The organism is Amycolatopsis sp. WAC 04169 (assembly GCF_003947535.1).
GTDB lineage: Bacteria > Actinomycetota > Actinomycetes > Mycobacteriales > Pseudonocardiaceae > Amycolatopsis > Amycolatopsis keratiniphila.
This window is the reverse complement of the sequence record NZ_QHJI01000007.1, coordinates 381,308-404,387: the sequence shown is the minus strand read 5'-3', so window position 1 is coordinate 404,387 and position 23,080 is coordinate 381,308. Positions and strand designations below refer to the sequence as shown.

Annotated in this window: 17 protein-coding genes; 11 read left to right on the top strand and 6 right to left on the bottom strand. The window is 69.7% G+C overall.

The genetic code is table 11. The features are described from left to right. Window positions 1-78: 78 nt before the first annotated feature. On the top strand, window positions 79-975 hold the full coding sequence (locus DMC61_RS21145; protein ID WP_125690756.1) for a LysR family transcriptional regulator: 897 nt from the start codon (window positions 79-81) through the stop codon (window positions 973-975). Between the two features lie 18 nt (window positions 976-993). On the opposite strand, the gene DMC61_RS21140 is transcribed toward DMC61_RS21145, so the two are convergent. From DMC61_RS21140 to DMC61_RS21130, 3 genes are all read right to left on the bottom strand, one after another. Then, a complete protein-coding gene (locus tag DMC61_RS21140) occupies window positions 994-2,088 on the bottom strand; it encodes a S1 family peptidase (RefSeq protein ID WP_199750052.1) in 1,095 nt (364 codons plus the stop codon). Between the two features lie 224 nt (window positions 2,089-2,312). Continuing rightward, a complete protein-coding gene (locus tag DMC61_RS21135; RefSeq protein WP_125690755.1) occupies window positions 2,313-3,455 on the bottom strand; it encodes an SGNH/GDSL hydrolase family protein in 1,143 nt (380 codons plus the stop codon). Window positions 3,456-3,463: 8 nt separating this feature from the next. Continuing rightward, entirely contained in the window at window positions 3,464-4,036 is a 573-nt protein-coding gene (locus tag DMC61_RS21130) for a TetR/AcrR family transcriptional regulator (protein ID WP_125690754.1), read from the bottom strand. A 122-nt stretch (window positions 4,037-4,158) separates the two neighbouring features. Here DMC61_RS21130 and DMC61_RS21125 point away from each other — a divergent pair, with 122 nt between their 5' ends. Both DMC61_RS21125 and DMC61_RS21120 read left to right on the top strand, forming a co-directional pair. After that, the gene (locus tag DMC61_RS21125) at window positions 4,159-5,007 is read left to right on the top strand and encodes a hypothetical protein (RefSeq protein ID WP_125690753.1); all 849 of its coding nucleotides are present in this window, start codon (window positions 4,159-4,161) and stop codon (window positions 5,005-5,007) included. 25 nt (window positions 5,008-5,032) lie between these two features. Continuing rightward, window positions 5,033-6,028 carry a hypothetical protein gene (locus DMC61_RS21120; RefSeq protein WP_125690752.1) on the top strand — a complete coding sequence of 332 codons (996 nt, stop codon included), beginning with the start codon at window positions 5,033-5,035 and terminating at the stop codon, window positions 6,026-6,028. A gap of 8 nt (window positions 6,029-6,036) precedes the next feature. Here DMC61_RS21120 and DMC61_RS21115 read toward each other — a convergent pair whose 3' ends face one another. Both DMC61_RS21115 and DMC61_RS21110 read right to left on the bottom strand, forming a co-directional pair. Beyond that, window positions 6,037-6,453 (bottom strand): Dabb family protein, encoded by a 417-nt coding sequence (locus DMC61_RS21115; protein ID WP_037336691.1) that lies wholly within the window; start codon window positions 6,451-6,453, stop codon window positions 6,037-6,039. Next, window positions 6,450-7,616 (bottom strand): MFS transporter, encoded by a 1,167-nt coding sequence (locus DMC61_RS21110; protein ID WP_125690751.1) that lies wholly within the window; start codon window positions 7,614-7,616, stop codon window positions 6,450-6,452. The genes DMC61_RS21115 and DMC61_RS21110 overlap by 4 nt, the downstream gene beginning before the upstream one ends. Before the next feature lie 144 nt (window positions 7,617-7,760). On the opposite strand from DMC61_RS21110, the gene DMC61_RS21105 reads away from it, so the two are divergent. The 3 genes from DMC61_RS21105 (at window position 7,761) to DMC61_RS21095 (ending at window position 10,694) form a co-directional block, all read left to right on the top strand. Then, window positions 7,761-8,069 (top strand): hypothetical protein, encoded by a 309-nt coding sequence (locus DMC61_RS21105; protein ID WP_233594882.1) that lies wholly within the window; start codon window positions 7,761-7,763, stop codon window positions 8,067-8,069. 9 nt (window positions 8,070-8,078) lie between these two features. Continuing rightward, a complete protein-coding gene (locus DMC61_RS21100; RefSeq protein WP_125690750.1) occupies window positions 8,079-8,825 on the top strand; it encodes an EI24 domain-containing protein in 747 nt (248 codons plus the stop codon). A gap of 75 nt (window positions 8,826-8,900) precedes the next feature. Then, entirely contained in the window at window positions 8,901-10,694 is a 1,794-nt protein-coding gene (locus DMC61_RS21095) for a carboxypeptidase-like regulatory domain-containing protein (protein ID WP_125690749.1), read from the top strand. A gap of 67 nt (window positions 10,695-10,761) precedes the next feature. On the opposite strand, the gene DMC61_RS21090 is transcribed toward DMC61_RS21095, so the two are convergent. Next, window positions 10,762-13,746: a family 16 glycoside hydrolase gene (locus DMC61_RS21090; protein ID WP_125690748.1), complete on the bottom strand. Its 2,985-nt coding sequence runs from the start codon at window positions 13,744-13,746 to the stop codon at window positions 10,762-10,764. A gap of 285 nt (window positions 13,747-14,031) precedes the next feature. Here DMC61_RS21090 and DMC61_RS21085 point away from each other — a divergent pair, with 285 nt between their 5' ends. The 5 genes from DMC61_RS21085 to DMC61_RS21065 all read left to right on the top strand — a co-directional run bounded on the left by DMC61_RS21085 (window position 14,032) and on the right by DMC61_RS21065 (window position 23,057). Next, entirely contained in the window at window positions 14,032-16,020 is a 1,989-nt protein-coding gene (locus DMC61_RS21085) for a tetratricopeptide repeat protein (protein ID WP_158634121.1), read from the top strand. 107 nt (window positions 16,021-16,127) lie between these two features. Further along, entirely contained in the window at window positions 16,128-17,351 is a 1,224-nt protein-coding gene (locus DMC61_RS21080) for an HNH endonuclease signature motif containing protein (RefSeq protein WP_125690972.1), read from the top strand. Window positions 17,352-17,690: 339 nt separating this feature from the next. Further along, the gene (locus tag DMC61_RS21075; RefSeq protein WP_125690746.1) at window positions 17,691-19,001 is read left to right on the top strand and encodes a hypothetical protein; all 1,311 of its coding nucleotides are present in this window, start codon (window positions 17,691-17,693) and stop codon (window positions 18,999-19,001) included. Further along, the gene (locus tag DMC61_RS21070; RefSeq protein WP_125690745.1) at window positions 18,998-20,029 is read left to right on the top strand and encodes a hypothetical protein; all 1,032 of its coding nucleotides are present in this window, start codon (window positions 18,998-19,000) and stop codon (window positions 20,027-20,029) included. Before DMC61_RS21075 ends, DMC61_RS21070 begins: the two co-directional genes overlap by 4 nt. Window position 20,030: 1 nt before the next feature. Continuing rightward, window positions 20,031-23,057 carry a tetratricopeptide repeat protein gene (locus DMC61_RS21065; RefSeq protein WP_125690744.1) on the top strand — a complete coding sequence of 1,009 codons (3,027 nt, stop codon included), beginning with the start codon at window positions 20,031-20,033 and terminating at the stop codon, window positions 23,055-23,057. Window positions 23,058-23,080: the final 23 nt, after the last annotated feature.

Below are 23,080 nucleotides of genomic sequence, written 5' to 3'. Positions count from 1 at the left end.
GATCGAACGTAAAAGCCGAGGCCTTATGCTGTCCAAGACAAGATCGGTTATCTGTTCATAACAGGTGGGGTATCAGCAGTGGATCTTCTGGCGCTCCGGTACTTCCAGACGGTCGCCCGGCTCGAACACGTCGGCCGCGCGGCCGAGAAGCTGCGGGTCGCGCAACCCTCGCTCAGCCGGACCTTGGCCCGGCTGGAAAGCGAACTCGGCGTACCGCTGTTCGACCGGCACGGCCGCCGGATCAGGCTCAACCGCTTCGGCACCGCGTTCCTCCGCCGAGTCGACCGGGCGCTGGCCGAGCTCGACGACGCCCGTCAGGAACTCGACGACGCCGCCGGGCTGGAACGCGGCACCGTCACCGTCGCGGCCGAAAGCCTGCTCGCCCTCACGGAACCGCTTCGCACCTTCGTGCCCGGCCATCCGCTGGTCGACGTGCGGCTGTCCCAGGCCTCGGCCGAGGGTATGGCGGAGAAGCTGCGATCCGGCGACGTCGATCTGTGCATCTCGTCGCAACCGTTGGCGGGCAACGACATCCGCAGCCGCGTGCTGCTCGATGAGCAAGTGTTCCTCTGCGTGCCTTCCGGGCACCGGCTCGCCCGGCGTGGCCGCGTCGGCCTGGCGGACCTCGAAGGCGAGCCGTTCCTCACCACGCGCCCCGGGTACTGGCAGCGTGCGCTCGTCGAGCGCCTCTTCGCGAAGGCCGGGCTCGAACTCCACATCGTCTGCGAGGGCGACGAAGCCGCCGTGCTCTTCCAGCTCATCGACGCGGGCCTCGGGCTCGCGCTCGTGCCGTCGCTCGGACTGCGGCCGGAAACCAGCCGGACGGTGGTCTGGCTCGATGTCGACGACCCCGATTGCCGCCGCGTGCTCAGCGTCACGTGGCGCGAGGACACCTATCTTTCGGCTGCGGCGCAACGCTTCCGCGACCACGTCGTCGAGCACTTCCGCGCACAGGCCGGGCCCCGGTCGCGGTGACCGGGGCCCGGGACGTGCTTACGGGTTGAGCGTGACGCTGTAGGCGCTCAGCGCCTCACCGATCGGCTGGTAGTACGAAGTGCCACTGCCCTTGCCGGAGGTGATACCGAGACCGACGCTGCCGGAGAAGAGGCAGCCGCCGGAGTCACCGGGGTTGGCCAGCGCATTGGTCTGGATCAGCTGGTGCACCGAACCTTCGGCGTAGTTCACCGTGACGTTCAGCCGCTGCACCGAACCCGAGGTGAGCCGGGTGGTGCTGCCGCTCTTGCTGATCCGCTGCCCGACGGTGGCCGAACCGGCGGAGGCGATCCGCTGGGTGGAGCCGTTCCACAGGGTGACCGCGCCCGGCGCGCTGCCGGTGGTGTTGCGGATCAGGCCGTAGTCGTTGGTCGGGAAGCTGGCGCCCTGCGACGGTCCGACGTTCCACTGCGACACCGCGCGGGTGCAGTGGCCGGCGTCGAGGATGTAGTTCTGGCCGCCGCGGTTGGTGTTGAAGCCGACCGAGCAGCGGGTGCCGCCGCCGGTGATGGCCTCGCCGTTGTAGATCGCGGTGTGCATCTCGCCGGTGGTCCGCTCCACGCGGACGCGGTCGCCGAGGGCTTCGGCGGCCTTCACGAGGGCCTCGGAGCCCTTCGCGGCGTCGGAGATGGTCAGCACGACCTGGTTGGCCTTGGGGTCGAGGCCGATCGAGGTGTGCGCGACCGCGGGCAACGCCTGCAGGGCGTTCTGCGCGCTCGTGAGCGCCGCGGTGGAGTGCTTGACCACGCGGGCCCGCGCGCCGGTCGCCGTCACCTGGTCGGCGGCGGCCTGGTCGAGCACGTTCACCACCGGCTTGGCGGCGTCGTCGAGGTAGCCGTCGGCGGCACGGGAGCCGAGCGACGCGGTGATTTTCTGCAGCGTTTCGACGCTGGCCGTCTGCGTCCGGAGGAACTCGACCGCGGCGGCCTGGCTGATCCCGGCTTCGGAGGCGAGGGACGTCACCGCCTCGTGCTGCACGGTGGGGGAGTAGCCCGCGATCGTGGTGGCGGTGGCCGTGGACGGGGCGAGGAAGCCGACGGCCGCGGCCGCGGCCACCAAGGTGGTGGCGGTACGGGCCAAGGGGTTTGTGCGCATACCGGTGTCTCACTTTCGCGAGGGAGGATCCAGTGCGAGGGGTGGCCGCACTGGACACAGTGGGGTCGCCGGGCACGGCCAAGGCGACCCGGCACCGGTGATCCGGTGCCGATCATGGTGATCCGCCGCACCGGTGGCGGATACCGACTTTCGTTGGACAGGAAGAAAGATAGGTACCGGCAAACGGGGCTACCGAGGTATACGCGCACAGTAAACGACGGGACTCACGAGGCGTCGAAGGCCAGCCGGGCGAAGCGTTCCCCGATGAGCCGGTGCGTGGCCGCGTCCGGGTGGAGGTGGTCGGGCAGCGGCAGCTCGGCATGGTCCGCCTCGCCGTACAGTTCGAGGCCGTCGAGATAACGCAGGTGGGGGTCGTTCGCGCTCCGCTCCTTGACGATACGGGCGAGTTCGTCGCGGATCACGGTGAGTGTCAGCTTTCCCGCGGCGGTTTCCGCGGGGTCGCCGGTCGCCCTGAACCGCACCTTTCCCGCTCGCAGGGCGGCCGGATCGAACTCGCCGGGCCCCGGCGTGTGCTCGTGGATGGGGCAATAGAGCGGCGAGACGACCAACAACGGCGTGGTGGGATGGCCTTCCCTGATGGTGTCGAGAAACCCGTGCACCGCCGGGCCGAACGCGCGCAGCCGCATCAGGTCCGCGTTGACGACGTTGATCCCGATCTTGACACTGATGAAGTCGGCCGCCGTGTCCCGCATCGCGCGGGCGGTGAACGGATCGAGCAGCGCGCTGCCGCCGAAGCCGAGATTGACCAGTTCCTTACCGGCGATGGCCGCGGCCGTGGCGGGCCAGATCCCGGTCGGGGTCGCGGCGTTGGAGCCTTGGCTGATGGAACTGCCGTGGTGCAGCCAGGTCTCGCGACCGGACGACTGGACACTGTGGACGGACGCGTCGGTGCGCAAGGCGACGAGCTGCGTCGTTTCGTTGTGGGGCAGCCAGATCTCGACGTTCTTCTCGTGCCCGGGCAGGCCGTCGAAGCGCAGGGTCCGGACAGGCCCGGGCTCGTGTCGCGCGGTGCCGGTGGCCAGGTCGACGGTGATCGTGTCGCCGTCGGTGGCGCTCGCCCGTCCGGCGAGCCGTCCGTCGACGAACAATTCGTAGACGCCATCGGGCCGGGGCGGAGTGTCGGCGAAGACCCGTTTGGTGGCCAGGACGTCCAGTTCGACGAGCGACGCCGCGCTGCGGAAGACGAGCCGCACTCCGGAAGGCTGCGATTCCGCCATGGCCAGCTGACCATCGGGGATCTGCTGCCTGGCCCGCGCGGGCAGCCGGTGGGGGAGCACGCCGCGCTCGGTGTCTTCGAGGTCCAGCGCGCCTCGGACGAGGGCGGCGGTGATCGGGGTGGTGAGCATTCTTCCGTTCATTTCGTTCGGGGCCAGGCGCGCAACAGGACGTCGAGAGCGTCGAGGATCTCGGTCCAGCTCTCCTGCGAGCCGGGGGTGCTGTGGCTGAAGCCTCCGGCGGACTCCAGGCCGACGAAACCGCTGAACACGCTGCCCAGCAGCCGGACCGCGTGCGTCTGGTGTGGCTCGGCCAGGTCGTAGCCGCGCAGGATCGCCCGCATCAGTTCGGCGTGGCGGACACCGGCGCTGCTGGACGCCTTCTCCGGGGCGAGCCGGAATCTCGCGGCGGTGAATCGGCCGGGGTGTTCGAGCGCGTAGTCGCGGTGGACGTTCGCCAAGGCGATCAGCGCGTCCTTGCCCGCCAGCCCCGCCACCGCGGTGGCGGCGAGATCGGCGAGTTCGGCCAACGCCAGCAGGGCGATCTCGGTCTTCAGCTCGTGGGCGTTCCGCACATGCGAGTACAGGCTCGCCGTCTTGACGCCGCACCGCTTCGCGAGCTCGGTGGGGGTCACGTGCTCGAAGCCGATCTCGTCGGCGAGCTCCGCGCCCGCCCGGACCACGCGTTCCGTGGTCAGTCCCGCTCTCGCCATGACGGGCACCGTACCATAGTCCATTCGGGAGTTGCCTAATCAGATTAGGAAACCGAAAACCTGGGTTCGGTAGCGCCCGGCGCGGCGGAAGCTGGGCGCGGACCCGAACGGAGGTGAGCGTGATGAACACGGTGGATCCGGCCAAGGCCAGGCACGACCGCATCGAGCGGCTACGGGGTGACCGCCGTCTGCTCGCGGGCGCGATCCTGGCGTCGGCGGTCACCCTGGTCTGCGGCTTCTTCGCCGGACACGGATTCGGAGACCTCCTCGAACAGTTCCGGACGATGGCGATCGACAGCATCTTCGACGACCGCGGCGACGGCGAGCCGCCCTACGGCCCCCTCTGGGGAACGTTCGGCTTGCTCGGTTGTCTCGCCGCCGGCAACCTCGCGGCGGCCGCCACGAGGCGCTACCAGGGACAGTCGTCGGGACCGGCGTTCCCCGTCGTGGCGGCATTCGCGGCCAGCACGCTCGGCCTCTGGCATTCCTCGCGCGACTGGCTTCCGCCGCTCGCCGTCGGCACCGCTGTCGACCCGGTGTTCCACGAGGACGAAAAATGGGGGCTCTGGGCGTGGTTCCTCTACTACGCCGACTGGTGGGCGCCCGCGTTCTTGTTCGTCCTGACGGTGCTGGCCCTGTGCTACGCCGTCCAGGTTTCGCGGCGGCACGCCGAGACGGTCCGCACCAGGGAATGGTTGCTGCGGCACGGCCGGCGGGTGCCCGCCGGAATCGTCGAGGTGAAACTGCGCCTGGCGGGTGACGAATCAGGGACCCGTGTCGCGGGCGCGAACGTGACGGTCGTGTTCACCGACGGCGCGGGGGTCCGGCACTGGGTGACCCGCCGCACGAGGGACACCACGATCGCGACCGCCGAAGTGCTGTTCGACCCGGCATCACCGGCCGACGACAAGAAGATCTTCGTGGCGCTCCGGCGCCATCCCGCCCGCAGCGACTGGCTGCCCGCCCACTGAGTCCCGAAAGTCTGGAGTCACGCCCATGCCGCTCGCCCTCGTCCGCGGATTCCTGACCGGGATCATCACCGGTACGACCCTGTGCGCGTTCATCGTGGGGATCGTCATCGAGTACGTGCCGCTGATGGTCGCGGGCGCCGGACTCCCCATCGCCTACGGAATCCTGCTCTACCTCGCCGGGGCGCCACGACGTGCTCGTGAGGCGAGGGTCGCGCCGGTGATCGCGCTCGCGAAGATCGAGAGCCTCCGCGCGGGCGGCACCGAGACGGGGGACATCCCGGTCTACTTCGATCTCACCGTCGCCCCCGACGGCCTGGCCACCTACCGGTTGAAGGTCACGCACAGCATCAACCTGGTGGACCTTCCGAACTACCGGCCGGGCGACGTCCTCGTCGTGCGGTACCCGCCGGACCGGCCGTGGAAGGCGGAGGTTGTCGAGCGGTTGTCACCGGAGTGGGAGCGCCGCGTGGCCGAAGCGGTGATCGAATCCGCTCCCGAATCCAGCCTGGTGCGGGAACCGGAAGAGGGCTGCGCGTTCGGCGCGCTCGCGGTCCTCGGGTTCGTGCTCGGCGCGGCTCTCGTGCTGTTCCTGTTCCGTGTCGAGCTGTTCGCGCCGGAAGAGCCCGCCCGGGCGGAAGAAACCCAGTCCGGCACGACCACGTCCTCCTCGGGATCGGCGACCGTGAACGTCGACAGATCCCTGCTGGGCGAAGGTGAACTGCGCCGGGCGATCGACGCGCTGGCGCGGGCCACGGACGTTTCCCAGGTGGTCACCGCGGTCGTCGAGGACCGGCGGCTGACCGTGGTCTTCGCCCCGACCGACGCCCAGGTGCCGCGGTTCGACCTCCGTGAGGTGGCGGTTGACCGCGTCCCTGCCCTGGTCGAGCGGGCGAAGGCGACCATCCACGTCGGTGAGCCGAAGACGTGGCAGGTCACGATCATCCCGTTCGGGACCGCGGTGAGCAGCCGGGTGATCGTGACCGGCCCCGATGGCAGCGGCTCACTCGCGGACGGTGGCTGAAGCCGTGGTCAGGCTCCGTGTTTTCCCGGCGCGGCGCTGCCGGAGTACTCGCCGAGGCCGGAGATCAGCTCGGTCAGTTCGGCGTCGTTGTCGTAACGGCGCTGGTGCAGTTCGGCGATCTTCGCGCCCATCTCCGGATCCGGGTCGTCGGTGACGTCGAAGGACGCGAACCGGTCGACCAGCGGGAGCCCGACCCGGTCGGTGTTCCGGTGCGCCGGGTGCATGAGGTACTCCCAGTACCCGTCGAGGTCTTCGATCGCGAAGACGGCACCCCATTCGTAGTCGCCGCCGAAATCGCGGCCGACGACGAAGGACTTCACCGCCGGGATGACCCGGCCCTGATTCCGGAGGCTCTCCAAGGCCTCTTCGACCTGCTCCGGCGAGGCGTCGGGCCGCAGGGTGAAACGGTTGCCGTGGTAGATCATCGTGTTTCCTTTCCGTTGTTGCGATTCGAGAGAAATGCGGCGAGCGCCGCTCCGGCAGCCAAGGCGATGCCGGACCAGGTGAACGCACCGGCGATGCCGATGCCCTGGACGAGTGGCTGGACGACGAGCGGGGACAGGAACTGGCCGAGGAAGATCCCGGTGACCAGGCCACTGAGCACCCGGCCGCGCCGCGCGGGATCGGCGGCTTCGGCCAGGCGCAGGTTGAGGTTCGGGACGACGAGGCCGACGCCGAGCCCGCCCGCGAGCAGCCCCGCCACGACCTGGACGACGGTGCCCGCGGTACCGATCACCAGCCAGCCCACGCCCATGAGCGCGACACTGACGGTGGTGATCGCGGTGGGGCCCAGACGCCGGCGCAGCCGCGGGAAGGCCAGCGCGCCGACGACGCCGGTCAAGGTGCTCCCGGCGACCACGGCGCCGACGACGGCGGGCCCGCTGCCGAATTCCTCCAGCAGGAACGGCAATTGGGTCGGCGCCATGTAGAAGACCAGCGTCACCACCAACGCCAGGACGTAGATCCCGACGACGCGGGCGGGCAGCCTGCCGCCTTCACCGGCCGCGGGACTGTTCCGTTCCGGTTCCCGCAGGGACACGAGAGCGAAGGCCGCGACGATCACTGAGACCGAGTAGATCCAGAACGGCGCATGCCAGTTCACGGTGGCCAGCAATCCGGCCAAGGGCAGAAAGACGACGCCGCCCAGGCTCGCGAAAGCCTGCTGGAGACCGAGGAAAGAGGCGCGGCGTCCGCCGGTGAACCAGTCGGTGATCAGGGTGCTGATCGCGGTCATGATCCCGCCGACGGCCAGCCCGAGCGCCGCTCGGGTGATCAGCAGCAGGTAGAGGTCGTCGACGAAGAATCCGGCCGTACCGGAAACCGCGTAGAGCCCCAGCCCCGACAAGAGCAGCGGGCGTCGTCCGACGCGGTCCGCGACGATCCCGGACAGCGGTGCGCTGATCGCGATCGCGAGCGAGGTCACGGTCAGGGCCAACCGGACGAGAAGACCGGAACCGGGCGTATCGGCGAAGTCCGCTCGCATCGCGGGCAGGCTGGGCGCGATGATGGCCGCGGCCATGATGGTCAGCGGCGCCGCGGCCAGCACGGTGCCGCGAGCCCGCCGCGTCGGTGCCAAGGTGTTCGTCACGCCACCGAATCTCGCAGCCGGGCGGCGGGGTTCGCGTCGGTGAAGATCACCTAGATCGGCCCGCGCTCGGTAGCGTGCGGGCATGACCGACGAGATCCTGCCCGCCATCGCCGGAGAGATCCTCACCGGAGAAGCCTCTACCCGGTGCGGAACGACCGGTTGAAGACCGCGCTGTTCAGCGTGCCGCCGGGTGAGCTCTCCTGGCTCTTTTCCCCGCTGCGGGTGGGTCTTCCCGACGATCCGCTGCACAACGCGCGCCTGCTGGAGCTCAATGTGGACCTGTACCGGAAGGCACGTGATCTCGGCGGAAAGGTCTACCCGTCGAACGCGCTGCCGATGTCCACAGAGGACTGGCGCGCACACTTCGGCGACGCCTGGCCGAAACTCGCCGACGCCAAGGCCCGGTACGCACCGGGGAACCTGCTCAACCCCGGCCAGCGCCTGCACTGGTAGAAATGTCCGGTGCGTGACTTTCTCAAGGGAATCCGGATGTTCGGGCGAGGCCTCGGCATCCTGGCGCGGTCGCCGAGGCTGCTGCTGATCGGCGCGCTGCCCGCGTTGCTGACCACGGTGCTGCTGATCGGCGGGATCGTCGCGCTGGCGTTCTGGATCGACGATCTCTCGCTGCTGATCACGCCGTTCGCCGACGATTGGTCGCCGGGCTGGCAGACGACGATCCGGGTGGCGGTCGGCGTCGCGGTGTTCGGGGCGGTGCTGGCGATCGCCATGATCGGCTTCACGGCGATCACCCTCGCCGTCGGCGGCCCGTTCTACGAGCACATCGCCGAGAAGGTCGAGGACGACCTCGGTGGTGTACCGGGTGCGGTGGACCTGTCGGGATGGCGGTTGCTGGTGATGGGCCTGAAGGACGGCCTTGTCCTGGTGCTGCGTTCGCTGATGTTCACGATCCCGCTGCTGATCGCGGGCTTCATCCCCGTGGTGGGGCAGACCGTGGTGCCGGTCCTGCTGGCCTTGGTGACGGCGTGGTTCCTGGCGCTGGAACTGATCGCCGTGCCGTTCTACCGGCGCGGGATGGGACTGAAGCAGCGCCGGCTGGTGCTGCGGCGGCACCGCGCGCTCGCGCTCGGGCTGGGGCTTCCCGTGTCGCTGCTGTGCCTGATCCCGTTCGCCGCGCTGATCGTGATGCCGGTCGGTTTCGTCGGCGGCGTGCTCGTGGCGCGCGACGTCCTGGCAGACGACATGGCCTAGGTGTCTGTGTCAGATGACGCAGACACCGGCGGCTCCCCGGCGCCATCGTTGGCGCGACACTGAGGGGAGCTTCCGATGAAGAGAGCGTTGTTCCTGGCCGCCGCCATCCCGATCGTCGCGCTGCTGACGACCGGTCCGGCGATGGCCGACGAGGGGATCGTGGCCGGGGTCGTCAAGGCCGCCGACTCCGGTGAGCCGGTGGCCGGGGCATGTGTGACGCTGTTCGATCTCGACCTGAAGGAGACGGGTTCGGGGTGCGCGGGCGCGGACGGCCGCTACGAGATCGCGGGCGTCGTTCCCGGCAAGTACAAGGCACGCGCGACCGCCGCCGGCTACGCCGAGCTTTGGGCGTACAACAAGGGAAGCTCGCTCGCCGCCGAGGTACTGGACCTGCCGCACGGCCTGGACTTCTCGTTGCGGCAGGGCACGGCCACGGTCCGCGGGCAGATCACCGCCGAGGGAAGGCCCGCCGCGGGTGCCTCGGTGAGCCTCACCGATCAGAACCAGCGGTGGTGGTCGACGGTCCTCACCGCGGCGGACGGCACGTATTCGTTCAGCGGTGTCAAGGCGGACACCTACACGATGGCGATCACCTACGGCGACCGCACGCAATGGATCCGGCAGAAGTCGAGCTTCCCGGAAGCGGACACCTTCGCGGCCGAGGAAGGCCAGGTCGCCGTCGTCGACGAAGCCATGGTGCCGTACGGAAAGCTCCGGGTGGTCGCGACCGACGAGAAGACCGGCGCGCCCGTCGCCGGCGCGTGCTCGCAGCTCAACCGGCCGCGTCCGCCGGAACTGCGGAAATGCGCGGGCGCCGACGGAGTCATGCTGTACGAGGACGTGCCGCCGTTCGACTACCACACGCTGAGTGTTTGGGGCCCGGACGGTACGCATTACCCGGTCAACGGGCAGCAGGTCCATCTGACCCCAGGCCAGACCACCGAATTCGGGGCGCCGATGAAACCCGCCGCATCGGTCGTGGCCACCGTGCGGGACGCGAAGACCGAGGCGCCGCTGGAGCGGATCTGCGTCGACACCTACGCCCTCCCGATCGTCGGCGTCCTCGACGCGGACTATCGGTACTACTGCAGTGACGCGGACGGGAAACTCGTGATCGGGCCGATCGACCCCGGCTCGTACAAGCTGCTGGTCAAGCCGCTCGACGAGCGCTACGGCATGCAGTGGGCCGGGCCGGACGGCGGCACCGGCGACATCGGGCAGGCCCGCACGGTCACCGCCGAACTCGGCAAGGCCGTCCCGACCGCGGACATCAAGATGGATCCCGCCGGCACGATCACCGGCAAGGTCACCGACCGCGCCACGGCGGCGCCGGTGAACGGCGTCTGCGTCTACCCGTACGCGGTCGATCCCCGGATCGGCTTCCGCTTCGACGTGAACTGCAGCCGGAACGGCGGGGTCTACACGATCAAGGGCCTCGGGCCGTACAACTGGCCGCTCGAATTCGCGTCCTCGCGAGGTGACTACGCGTGGCAGTGGTCGGGAGGCGGCGCGGACCGGTTCGCCGCCCGTCCGGTGCGGGTGCGGCCCGGCGCGAGCGCGACCGAGAACGCCGCGCTGGTGCCGAACGGCGCGATCAGCGGACGGATCCTCGACAAGGACGGCAAGCCGACGTTCGGCTACGTCTACGCCTTCAGCGCGCGCACCGGCGACATCGTGGACTGGGCCACGCCGGATTCGAACGGGCAGTACACCGTCAACGGTCTCACCACGCAGAACGTCAAGATCAAGCACTACACCGATGCCGACTGCTGGTACCGCGACGCGGCCGATTTCGCCTCCGCCACACCGATTCCGGTCACGGCCGGGCAGACCACGGGAGGAGTGGACCTCCGCCCCTGCCGCCGCTGACAAGCGCGTGAAGGCCCCCTTCCCTCGGCTCAGCCGAGGGAAGGGGGCCTTCACGCGCCATGGCGATCTAGCCGATGGGCTCGATCCAGATGTTGCGGAACCGCGGGTTCTCACCGGGATCCCCGTGGTCCTGCAAGCGGATCGCGCCCGGTGCCGCGCTTTCCGGGATGCTGTCGCCCGTGCCGCCGTCGATCGCCACGTCGTTGTGGACCACGACGCCGTTCCACACCACGGTCACGCGGGCGTTGTCGGTCTTGTTCCCGGCACCGTCGAACCGGGCGGCGCGGAAGGTGACGTCGTAGGTCTGCCAGGTGCCGGGCGCCGTCGCCATGTTCCGGTCAGGTGCCTTCTTCGAGTAGATGGCGCCCGCCTCGTTGTTGGCGAGCGTGGTGTCCCCGAAGGATTCGAGCACCTGCAGCTCGTAGCGCTCCTGGAGATAGACCCCGCTGTTGCCCCTGGCCTGTCCGGTGACCTCCGGCGGGTAGTTCGGCTCGTTCCATTCGACGTGCAGCCGGAAATCGCCGAACTGCTGCTTCGTGCGGATGTCCCCGCCGTTCGACTCCATCGCGCCACCGGACACCGGCCAGGTGGCCGCGCCGCCCGCGCGTTTCTCCCACGCGTTCAGATCGGTGCCCTTGAACAACGGGATACGCCGGGATTCGGTCAGGGTGAGGCTGTCGAGGTTGACGTTGCCCGCGTCGCCCGCGTCGTAGCGATAGGAGATCGTGTTCGATCCGGCTTTGAGGTTGAGCGTCTCGGGCTGTGTGTTCCAGGTGTCCCAGTTGCCGGTGCTCGCGAGCCTGACCTGCTTCACCTTCGTCCCGTTGACGTAGACGGTCACCGATTTGGTCCCCGGCGCTGGATCCGGGCCGTTCGAGTAGCGCAAGGCCGCGTTGTAGGCACCGGACTTCGGCGCGTTCACGGTGAACGTCGTCACGGCGCCCTGGTTCCAGTAGCCGTCGACGAACCCGGTGCCCGTGTAGCCCGCGTGGTTCGTGTTCGTCCCCGCGCCTCCGCTCAGCGCGGCCCGCTCCGCCTCGTAGGTCGTGCTCGCCGGAGGACCGCCGACCAGTGAGTTGAGCGTGTACCAGGCTTCCGTGCTCCACAGCGCCGCACCGGACTCCGCCGCGAACGGACGCGGCGACCGCAGGTGGACGACGTGCCCGGCCTTCAGCCCCGCCACCTGCAGCGTGACCTTCTTGCGATCGGCGGACAGGCTCGCGGAGGTGACGGACAGGGTCTGTTCGTCGATCTTCGGCCCGCCGTAGGCAGGGGTGGGCTGGTAGCGCCACTGCTGCGCCTGGTACTTCGCCGCGAGGTTCTGCGCGGTCCCGGCCGACAACGGTTGCGTGTACTCCAGTTCGAATCCGCCCGCGACGGCGCGCATCGCCCGGATGTCGAAGGCGTTCGTGCCGTTGGGCGTCACCTTCTGGAGGCCGTAGGCGAGTTTGCCGGGCTGGCCCCAGTTCCCGCCGCCGTCGATCCCGCCGGTGTAGATCGCGCCGTCGGGGCCGAGGCTGATCCGGCTGACACCCGACTCGAGGCCCTGGGTCATGCGGAAGACCGCGCCCTGGTACTCGCCGTTCACCTTCTCCAGGAACGCGCGCTGCAGCCCGCCGTAGGTCACGTCGCCGTACACCATCTGCCCGGCGAACGGGCCCGTCGGCAGCATGACCATGTTGCTCGGCGAGTTCGCGATCTCGTTGTGCGGCAACCACAACACCGGCGCGGTCACCGGCTTCGCGTCGAACGGCCCCGCGGGATTGGTGTAGTGGTTGAAGAAGCGGTCCTGCTTGACTCGCACGAGCTTGTTCGCCGGCAGCCAGCCGCCCTGGTTGTCGGTGACGAAGACGTCGCCCTCCGGCCCCCAGCCGATGCCGTGCGGCGTACGCAATCCGCCGGCGATGTAGGAGACCTGGCCGGTGGCCTTGTTCACCTTGATCGTCGTGCCGCGGTTGGGCGCGGGCTGCGGATCGGTCGTGGCGCCGCCGTAGTTGATGGACACGGAAAGGTTGGCGTAGAAGTAGCCGTCCTTGTACAGCAGGCCGAACGCGAATTCGTGGAAGTTGCCGCCGAACGGCCAGGTGGCGACCGTGCGGTAGTCGTCGGTCACGCCGTCGCCGTTGGTGTCGTTCAGTTCGACGAGTCGCGACTTCTCCGAGACGTACAGCTTGCCGTCGACGTACTTGACGCCCATCGGTTCCTTGAGCCCACTGGCGACGCGCTGCGTGCGGACCTTGCTCGGGTCGGTGTTCCCGCTGACGTTGCTCAGCAGGTGGACCTCGCCGAGGACCTTGTCGGAGCCGCCCCAGGTGGCGATGGCGAGCCGTCCGTCCGGCAGCCAGTCCATGCCGGTGACCTGCGGCTGGAAGCCCTCCGGACGCAGGTTCGTCAGCGTGAAGCCGGGGTGGACGCCGTTGAGCGGCAGGCCGTCACCGGGCGAATCCGTGGCGCCCTCGCATTCCTTGCGCCCCGGCGAGGTCACCCGCACGACGTCGGCGTCGGTGCTGAGCACCGAATTCGGCACGAGCGCGAAGCCCGCCGCGCCCGGCGGCCGCCATTCGAGGGTGACCTGCTGATCGTTGGTGTTGTCGAAATGGTCGATCCGCAACGCGTGGTACCCGGTGCTCAACTGCACCGACCCGGTCGCCGGGGTCGCCCCATGCAGGCCGTCGTGGTTGATCACCGTCTGGCCGTCGATCCGGAGCCGGGAGCCGTCGTCGCTGGTGAGCCGGAATTCGTACTGGCCCGCGGTGGCGATGTTGATGTTCGCGATGACCTCGGAGACGAACCGCTCGCCGAGCCCGAAGTCGGCGGTGGTTGTCCAGTCGATCGTCGGCATCAGCTTGTCGACGTTGGGGGTCTGGCCGGATTTGATCGTGCAGAGCTTGGTGAGCTCGCGCTGGAGGTCGTACGTGCGGAGCGTGACACCGGGTTGCTGGGGCGGGATGGCCGCTTCGGCCGGGGCTGTCGTCAGCCCGGTCAATGCCGTGACCAGCGCCAACGAGGCGACGATGGACCGGTTGAAGCGCTTGCGGACAAACGGAAGCATCGTTGCTCCTCGGGTCGGCGGCGGAGCACCTCTGTGACGTCGCTGAACCTAAGAGGACTTTCGATCGAAGTCAACGAAAGTATGTACAGAACGGACGAAAGTTAGTCCGAACGGTCGTGTTCGGGATCTTTGCCTTGCCGTCTCGACCTGCGCCATTCAGGTGGGAACCGCGGGAACCCGCGACACCGGTCCGTTCCGGCGCGATGTTCCAGTATGGATCGTTGGTACGACGAGTCCCCCGGGCGTGGTGAAGGTTCTCCGCCGACCCCGCATCAGCTTCCCGCCGTGACCGCGACGTTCGTCGGGCGGGAAACGGAACTGGCGAGGATCAGCGCGATCGCGGACCGGGACGACGGCCGATCCAACGCGGTCGCGATCATCGCGGGCGCGCCGGGGGTGGGGAAGACCGCCTTGGCCGTGCAGTGGGCATCCGCGCAGCGCGAGCGTTTTCCCGACGGCGATCTCTACTGCGATCTTCACGGCTACGCACCGGGTCCGGCCAGTACGTCACCCGAAGTCCTCGCCGGTTTCCTGCGCGCGCTCGAGGTCCCCGGGAAGAAGATCCCGCGGAGCCTGGAGGCGAAGTCGGCGCTCTTCCGCTCGCTGCTGAACGATCGCCGGTTCGTCATCGTGCTGGACAACGTCACCTCGCCCGACGAGGTACGGCCGCTGCTGCCCAGTACCCCCGGCTGTTTCGTGCTGGTGACGAGCCGCAGCAACCTGTCCGGCCTCGTGGTGACCAACGGCGCCCGCCGGATCACCTTGGACATGCTGATGCCCGCCGAATCGGAGGCCCTGCTCCGGACGGCGATCGGAGCGCGCCGGGCGGACGGTGAACCGGGCGCGGTCAGGGAACTCGCCGATCTGTGCGGACATCTGCCGCTGGCGGTGCGGATCGCGGGTGAGCGTGTGGCGGCTCATCCGTATCTGCGGCTGGCGGACCTTCTCGGGGAACTCCGGTCGGAGGCACGGAGACTCGACGGGTTCGAAACGGGCGACGACGAGATGTCCGCCCTGCGGCCGGTGTTCTCGTGGTCGTACCAAGCCTTGGATCCCGCCACCGCCCGCGTCTTCCGGATGCTCGGCCTGCATCCCGGACCGACCGTCACCGTGGCCACCGCGTCCGTGCTCGTCGGCCCGCCCGCTGCCGATGTCCGGCGCAGGCTCGACAAGCTCACCGCGGGTTGTCTGCTGAGCGAAGTCGACCGCGACAGATTCCGCTTCCACGACCTGCTGCGCGTGTACGCGAGAGAACGTGTCGATGCGGAGGAGTCCGCCGAAGAATGCGAGGAATCGCCTCGGCGTTTGCTCGAGTGGTATCTCGCCGGCGCCGATTCCGCGGACCGGGTGCTCACTCCCATGCGAAGGCGCGTCGCTCTCGAAGTTTCGCCGGAGGTCTCCGGCGAGTTCGAGTTCGGCAGCTACGGGGAAGCACTCGCCTGGTGCGAGGCCGAGCAGCCCAATCTGGTCGCGTCGGTGCACGCCGCGCTGGCCGCGGGGTGGTGCTCGATCGCGTGCAGGCTGCCGCTCGCGCTGTGGGCGTACTTCACCTTGCGGAAACCGTGGGCCGACTGGATCGCCACCTACAAGGCGGGTGTGGAGGCCGCGAGGCGATGCTCCGACCAGTTCAGCGAGGCTTCTCTGGTGGCAGGGTTGGGCATCGCGCACCGGGACCTCTGCCGTTTCGAAGAGGCGCTGGCGTATTTGGAGTCGGCGCTCGCGATCCGGCGGCGGATCGGTGATTCCTGGGGGCAGGGCCAGGCGCTGATCAGTCTGGGGATCGCGTATCACGAGCAGGGCCGGTTCGCCGAAGCCCTCGGGCATCACGCGGACGCGCTGGAGGTGTTCCGACACCTCGGTGACGAATGGGGAGTGGCGCAGACCCTGCATTTCCTCGGTCTCACGAACCACGGGCTGGGCAGATTCGACCAGGCTTACGAGAATCTCCAGCAGGCCTTGGACATCCGGCATCGGATCGGCTACCGCTACGGCGAAGCCGAGACGCTGGTGGGGCTGGCCCTCGTCTTCCAGAAGATCGACCGGGGCGGCGAGTCCGCGGGGCAGCTGAAGCGGGCCTTGGAACTACGTCGTGACATGGGAGATCGCTATGGCGAAGCGGCCGCACTGGACCACTTGGGCCAGCTCTGGGCGGTGAAAGGCGAATCCGAGTGGGCGAAGACCTGCTGGGGCGACGCGTTGGCCATCTTCAATGAACTCGGAGCGCCGAGAGCGGCGGAGGTGTACGCGCGGCTCCGTGAGGTTCAAGCGAGCTAGGTTTTTTGACTTGTTGCCGAAAATCGGCAATTCTTCTGCCGTTCGTGGGGCCGGGAATTGTCGGTGGCAGGTCGTAGGTTCGTGGGGTGGACACTCATTCCGCGCCTGTGGCGCTTTTGGAAAGCCTCACCGATCCCGAGGTGCTGACAGCGGTGAACGATGCCGCGAATATGTTGGATGACAAGGATTCCGTTGCGTTGGCGCAAGCCGCGTCGGCCGGGATCGCGCGCCTGGAAGCGGTCCGGTTCCGGGCGTTGGCGCAGCTGAACCGGCATCGTGAGGGAGCGCGGAGTGTGGCGCAGGAGGTCGCGCTTGAGTTGTCCCTTGTGGACAATCATGCGGGTGCGCTGGTCGCCGCGGCGGACGCGTTGACCACTCGGTTGCCCTGCACGCTGAATCTGATGGATGAGGGAAAGCTGGCCGGTTTCAGCGCGATGAAAGTCGCTTCGGCGACCGTATGGCTCTCCGACGAGGACGCCCGTGCGGTCGACGCGCTGCTGGAGGGCCGGATCGCGGACAAGAACCCGGATCAGGTGCGGAAAGCCGCGAACCACGCGGCGAACACCGTCGACCCCGACGGTGCCGGTAGACGGGCCGAGCGGCATCGTGAAGGCCGTCGCCTCACTCTGCGGCACGGCGAAACGGGGGTGGCGTCGATCGAGGTCGAGGATGCGCCGGTGGAAAAGGTCGCCGCTGCTTATCAGCGGATCGACCGTGAGGCGCGGGCTCTCAGAGCTGGTGGTGAGACTCGTACTTTGGAGCAATTGCGTGCGGATGTCGCGCTCGATCTGCTGCTCGGTGGCCAGGGCGGGGCGAGTGAGCGCAGCGAAGTGTTCCTCTATATGGACTTGCTCACCTATCTCGGCTTGAACGACGACCCCGCGGAACTGGCCGGACATGGCACGATCCCCGCCGCGTTGGCCCGGAACATCGCTAGCGGTGAGAACAGTGTGCTGCGGCGAATCATCACCGATCCGCTGTCCGGGCAGGTTCTGGATCTCGGCCGGGACCGGTACCGGCCGACGGCGGGGCTGGCCGAGTTCGTGCGGGTGCGGGACCGTGAATGCCGAAGACCTGGCTGCCACCGCCCTGCCCAGGCGTGCGATCTCGATCATGCGGTGCCGTGGCAGCACGGCGGGCACACTGCCGACACCGAACTCATCGATCTCTGCCGCCGCGACCACCGGTTGAAGGACGAACCCGGCTGGACCTACCAGCTGACATCTGCTGGCACTCTTACGATCACCACTCCTACCGGGCAGCGCTACGACAGCACACCGCCGCCTCTTCACGAACCCCGCCCGGTAGTCGACGAGTCACCACCGTTCTGAGTCCGTCGCCGAAAAGCGGCAACGGACGGCTTGTGCCCAACCGGGCCCCTCATCTCACGCGGTGAAGGGCGCTTTGCCCGCGTCAGATGCGGTGAAAGTCCCCTTCAACCACCCCAGGGCCAGAAGAACTCAAGACACGAATCCCCAGCCTCCGACGTCCAACACCAGTGAACATCCTTCGGTCGCGAAGCCAGCCGCTATCTCCGGATGGACGTCGCCGCACGAGGAGAACCACGCGGTCGAGAGCAGGGCGGTTCGCGTCGTCCGCCCGGTTGGGTCTTTCGGGCATCAAGGTGAGCCCAGCCTCGGATAGAGTTGCGGCCGGAGCAGAGGAGGGCGATGACGGGATCGGGCGAACCCCGGCTGAGGTCGGCCGTTCTCGCACAGGCCTGGGCGGACATCTCCGGCGTCGAGGTCCTGTCGTCCGCGGATGGCGGACCGCTGACCCGGACGATCAAGAAGATCATCGACCCGTTGGTGATCCGCACGGCGGCGCGTCCCCGGCTCGGCCGTCCGGTGCTGGACGCGGTCACGGCGGCGGAGCTGACGGAGTTCCTGCTCGCCGACGCGGACAGGCTGCGCGCGACGGCCGCGTGGTTCACCCACCTCAAGCGTCAGCGCCGCGCCTTGCGTATCACGGCCGGCAACGTCCAGGACGTCTGTTTCCCGCTGGCGTATGAACTGGCGACGGGGTTCGGCTCGCCGGGGCCCGGCGCGGCGGCGACGGCCGCGGCGGCGTTGCGGGATCTGCACGGCGAGGGCGGCGCGGCGGGCGTGGATCAGCTCACGGCGTATCTCGCGGATCCGCGGCACGAGGCGCGGCTGACCGCGGAGTTGCGTCGCCGCTGGCACGCCGAATCCACCCTGCCGCAGGACATCGGCGCGCTCCGGGCGTTCGTTGACGAGCTTTCCGACGGCGCTTGGCGCGTCCTCGCCGATTCGGCGACCGGGCACGCTCTCGGGCTCGGGCTGAGGCAGCCGGGCGGGGCAAGCGCGCTCGGCGAGATCGTCCGGGAGATCTCCGGGCTGCCCGCGCCGGATCTCGGTCTGCAGCGCGGGGATCGCACCGCCGTCCCGCCGTTGAGCCGGCGCGACGAAACCGGTGCCGAACTGCTCGAACGCAGTGTCGAACGTCGGGTACGCGCCACGTTGCGCCGTCTTCCCCCGGACGAGCGGGCCGCCGTCGAGGACCTCGTCGACGACGAACTCGGCCGGGTCGCCGCCGGATTCGGGCTCGGCCTGCCCGCGCTGGCCGCCTGCTTCGCGCTCGGTGTCGTCCTCGCCCCCGCGCTGAGGCCGCTCGACGGCGCGGCACCCGCCGGGGTCCCCGAATTCGCGCGACGGCTCAACGCGCAAGTCGCGCGAGAGGGTTACGTCCTGCACGCGCGCCGTGCCCTGGCCGGGGCCACCCCACTCACCCCGCGGCCCGACGCCGAACTCCTGCGCGATCTTCGCGAGTTCGCCAAGCATTTCCTCGGCAGGCTGTGGGTCCGGCTGCACGGCTTCGACGTCCGGGGTGACCTGCCCGCCGACGCCGCCGACGTCCGCGACCTCGTCACCGGCGTGGTCCGCTCGACGTCGCTGGACCTGCGGACGAAGGTGCGCCGCGCGCTCGTGGCCCGGTTGCCGGATCTGGAGGCCGTGTCGTGACGCATCCGGTGCACACGCCCGTCGTCGCCGCTGATGGCGGCCTCATCAGCTTCGCCCTCGCCGATCTCCTCGCGGGCCGGACGACCACGATGCGCGTCGAACTCAGCGACGCCGGAGCGGCCGAACCGTGGCTGACCCGGCTCGTGGGCGCGGAAGCGAGCCTCGCCGCGCTCGGCCAGGGCCAGGCGGATCTGCCCGCCCGGCCGGAACTCGGCAGGCTCGCGTTGCTGCTGTGGTTGCGTCGCTGGTGGCCCGCGGGCCCGTCGCTCGGAATCCCGTCGCTGGACCCGGCGTTGCTGGACCTCGAAACGGCGGTCGCGACAGCCGACGTGGAAGACCTGGCCGAAGGGCTTCTCGACGGTTTCGAAGCATCGCCGGGGGAACTGTTCGACGCGGCGATCGCGGACGGCGCCCTCGCGGCGGCGGCGTGGCCGGTCGGCGACGACGTACGGGCACTGTGCGCGCGCCTCGCCGCCTGGTTCGACGATCAGGACGACGTCGTGCGCGCCGAAGCCGCGGCACGCGTGGAAACACCGGCGCCGACCCAGAACACATACGCGCTGGCGGCGGGCCTCGATCCGGTCGTACCCGGCGAAGGCGTACTGGCGAGCGGGCGCGCGAGCGTCGACTGGGCGCGGGTGCCGCCGGGGATCCTGGACGCCGGCGAGGACACGGTGAGCTGGCGGATCGTGGCCGCCGCGGCCGCCACCCGGCTCGAAGTCGTCGTCGCGGGCGCGTTCGCCGACGCGGCCATCACCGCCTTCGCGAGCCACGAGGGCGAGCCGTTCGCGGAGGTGCCGCTGGAGCTGGGCGCCGGGCGGTTCACCGGCACGGCCGATTTGCCCGAGACCGCGGCACATGTCCACAGTGGACTGATCACCGTCGTCGTCGGGTTGGCGGACGAGGGGGTCGCCGGGACCACCGCGGAGGACCGGGCCGAGGTGGTCGCGCTCGTACGGGCCCGCCCTTCCGGGATCAGGACGCTGGCCGAACGGGCGGCGGCCGCTTCCGCCGACGAGGAGTTCTGACGTGCTTGTTGGCATGCCGCCTCCCCGGAACCCGCCGGACCGCCCGCTTCCGCCCGAACTGGGCCCCGCGACCTCGCACGGGTACAACTGTCGTTGCGTCGCACGGTACTTCGGGCTCGATCCGGCTCCGTATGGCGTACTTCCCGCGTGCTCGCTCTCGGAGCGCCAGTACCGGAAGCTGCTGCTGGAGGCGGGCAAGGTCCAGGACGAGGCCAAGCGACTGGCCGTCACGCGGAACGTCGTGGACGCGCAACGGAAGTACGCCCGGATGCGGGAGATCGCGCAGCGGCTCGACCGGACGGACCTCGAAGTCGCCGCGGTCAGCGATCTCGCCACGCTCTGTTATTCGGCGGGCGACCTGCGCAACGCGCGGCAATGCGCCGAAGCCGTGCTCGACGTGTTCAAGGTGAGTGCCGTCGCCATCGTCCACTTCGGACAGTACGCCGAGGCGCGGATGATCGAAGGCTCCCGCGAGGTCGCCGAGCGCGTGCTGATCTCCCTGGCCACCGAGGAAGGCGACGTCACCAAGGCGCGTGAGCTGATCGCCGGGCAGCGGCGCCGGGCCGCGTTCCGCAAAGAGGCCGGGCCGGAACAGTATCCGCCCGAGTTGCTCGACGTCCACGGTGTCGACGAGCTGGAACTGCGGATCTTCGACGTGCGCGTCCAGATCGCCGCCGGGGACTTCGCGGGCGCGCGGACGGCGATCGAGGAGATCTTGGCGGCGTTGGAGGCGCTCGCGGAGAACGACGAGGTCCGCGAGCGGGTCGTGCACCAGCAGGCCATGGTCAGGGCCGAACGTGCCCGGATCCACCAGGCGGGTGGCGAGGACGCCGAGGCACGGGCGGATCTGCTGAGACTGACCGCCCGGCACGCGGGCAGCCCGATGGCCGCGAAGGTGGGTATCGGGCTGGCGGAGGCCCGCGCCCTCGCAGGCGACTTCCCCGGCGCGGTCGCCGCGATCGTCACCGCCCGCGACGAACTCGCCGCGGCGGGCCTCACCGGCGACGTCGCCGAGGCGAGCCACGCCCTGGGCTCGTTGCTGCTGCACGCGGGCGACGTCGCGCAGGCCAGAGCGCAGTTCGAACACGCGAGGACGATCCGGACGGCCAACGGCGACGGCCCGGGCCTGCGCCTGGTGGACACGGCGCTGGCCCGTTGCGCGGCGGCGGAAGGCGACTGGGCGACGGCGGAGCACCACGCCACCCGCGCGAGGGAATCGGCGCGGTCGTCGGGGGACTGGGCGGATCTGCTGCACACGGATTTCGTGGCGGCTTCGATCGGGTTCGCCCGTGGAGAAGACCTGCCCGCGGTGCTGGACCTGTTGCTTCCGCTGACCCTCGCGGCGGCGGAGTACCGCTTCGAGTTCGCCGCGCCGCAGGCACGCACGGCCTGGGCCCGCGACGTCGCCGGTCCCGCGATGGAACTGCTGATGGCGCTGCTGGCGAAGCTCGGGGAACAGCGGCTGGCGGCGGAACTCATCGAACGAACCTGCGCCGTCGGCGCGTACACGGGCGTGGAGGAGCGTTCGCTGGACCTCACCGGCACGCTTCCCACCCTCGAAGTCGGCCCGGCCGTCGAGGGTCTTCCGTTGGCGGCACTGGGTTCCGTGACTTCGTCGCTTCCGCTGCGGCTGGCCCCGCCGCCCGCACTGCGCTGGTCGCCGTCGTCGCCCATGGAGCTGGAGCCGTGGCTCCGTCTCGCCGCCGAGCGGTATCGGCTGCCCCGCCCCGCCGCCGACACCGTCGAGACCTGGCCCGCCGCGAAGCCCGGGCGCGAGACGTTCCTCCTGCGCTTCGCCGACGCCGGGCACACCTTCCTGACCTGGCGGACCACCGAGGACCTCGACACCGTCCACACCCACCCGATCGACTTCGCCCTGGTCGCGACCGCCCGGCAATATCTGGACGCTGCTTCTCCGACACCGCACGAAGGCGAGAGCGTGGCCGACGCGGTCCGGCGGTCATTGGGCGAAGACGCGTTCGGGAGCTTCGCCGGGGAACAGCGCCTGGCCCGCGTCCTCGCGCTCAACCTCCTGCCCGCCGATCTGGTCGAGCGGCTCCGGCGTGCCGCCGCCGGGGGAAACCGTCCGCTCCTGCGGATCCAGCCGTCGCCGAGCCTCGCCGGTGTCCCGTGGGGACTGCTGGCGCTGCCCGACCGGCGGGCCGATCGTGTGCTGGAGATCGACGAGATCGGCTTCTGTTTCGACGGCGACGAGCGCGTCCTCGACGTCGCCGACGTCTCACTGCTCGCCCCCGCCGCGATCCCGCGCCGCCCGTCCTCGGCCGACGGCCCGCCGGTCTACCTGCTCGACCCGCGAATCCCCGGCCAGAGCGCGTTCGGCGAGCTGGGTTCCGTGCTCGGCAAACAGGACGCGACCTCACCGCTGATCCGCCATCTCGACGAGCGGCTCGCCGGTGGCCCGGTCCTCCCCACCGCCGAACGCGGGCTCGATCTGGTGCGCCGCACGGACACCGACCGCCGGCTGCTCGCCGAACTCCTGGCCGGGCCCTGTTCGCGGCTGGTGTTCGTCGGGCACGTCAGCCGTGTGCGCGACGAGTACGGCGCGCAGACCGCGCTGCATCTGTCCTGTTCGGCCGAGCTGCCGGGTACGGCCGCCCCGATCGGTGCGCACCGCCCCTTCACCGCCGCCGACCTCGCACTGTCCGAAGTGGACACCATGCCCGCGCGGGTGGCGCTCGTCGGCTGTGCCAGCGCGAGCGATTTCGGCCTCGCCGAACCGTTCGGAGTGCTGCTCGCCGCCGTCGCGGCCGGAGCCGGTCTGGTCGCCGCCACGGTCTGGGCGCTGCCGACCTCGGCCGCCGTGCCCGGCGCGGACCCGATGTCCGAATTGGTCATCGCCGTCGACACCGCCCTCGCCGGTGAGGATCCGGTCACCGAGTTGTGCGCCTGGCAGCGATCCCGGCTCGCCCGCTGGCGCGAGACCCCCGGACCCGCCACCTCACCGGTCTTCTGGGCGCCGCTGACCTGCCTCGACGCGACCGACGACGGGAAAACCTGGGTTCGGTAGCGGAACGCCCCGCCGAAGCTGTG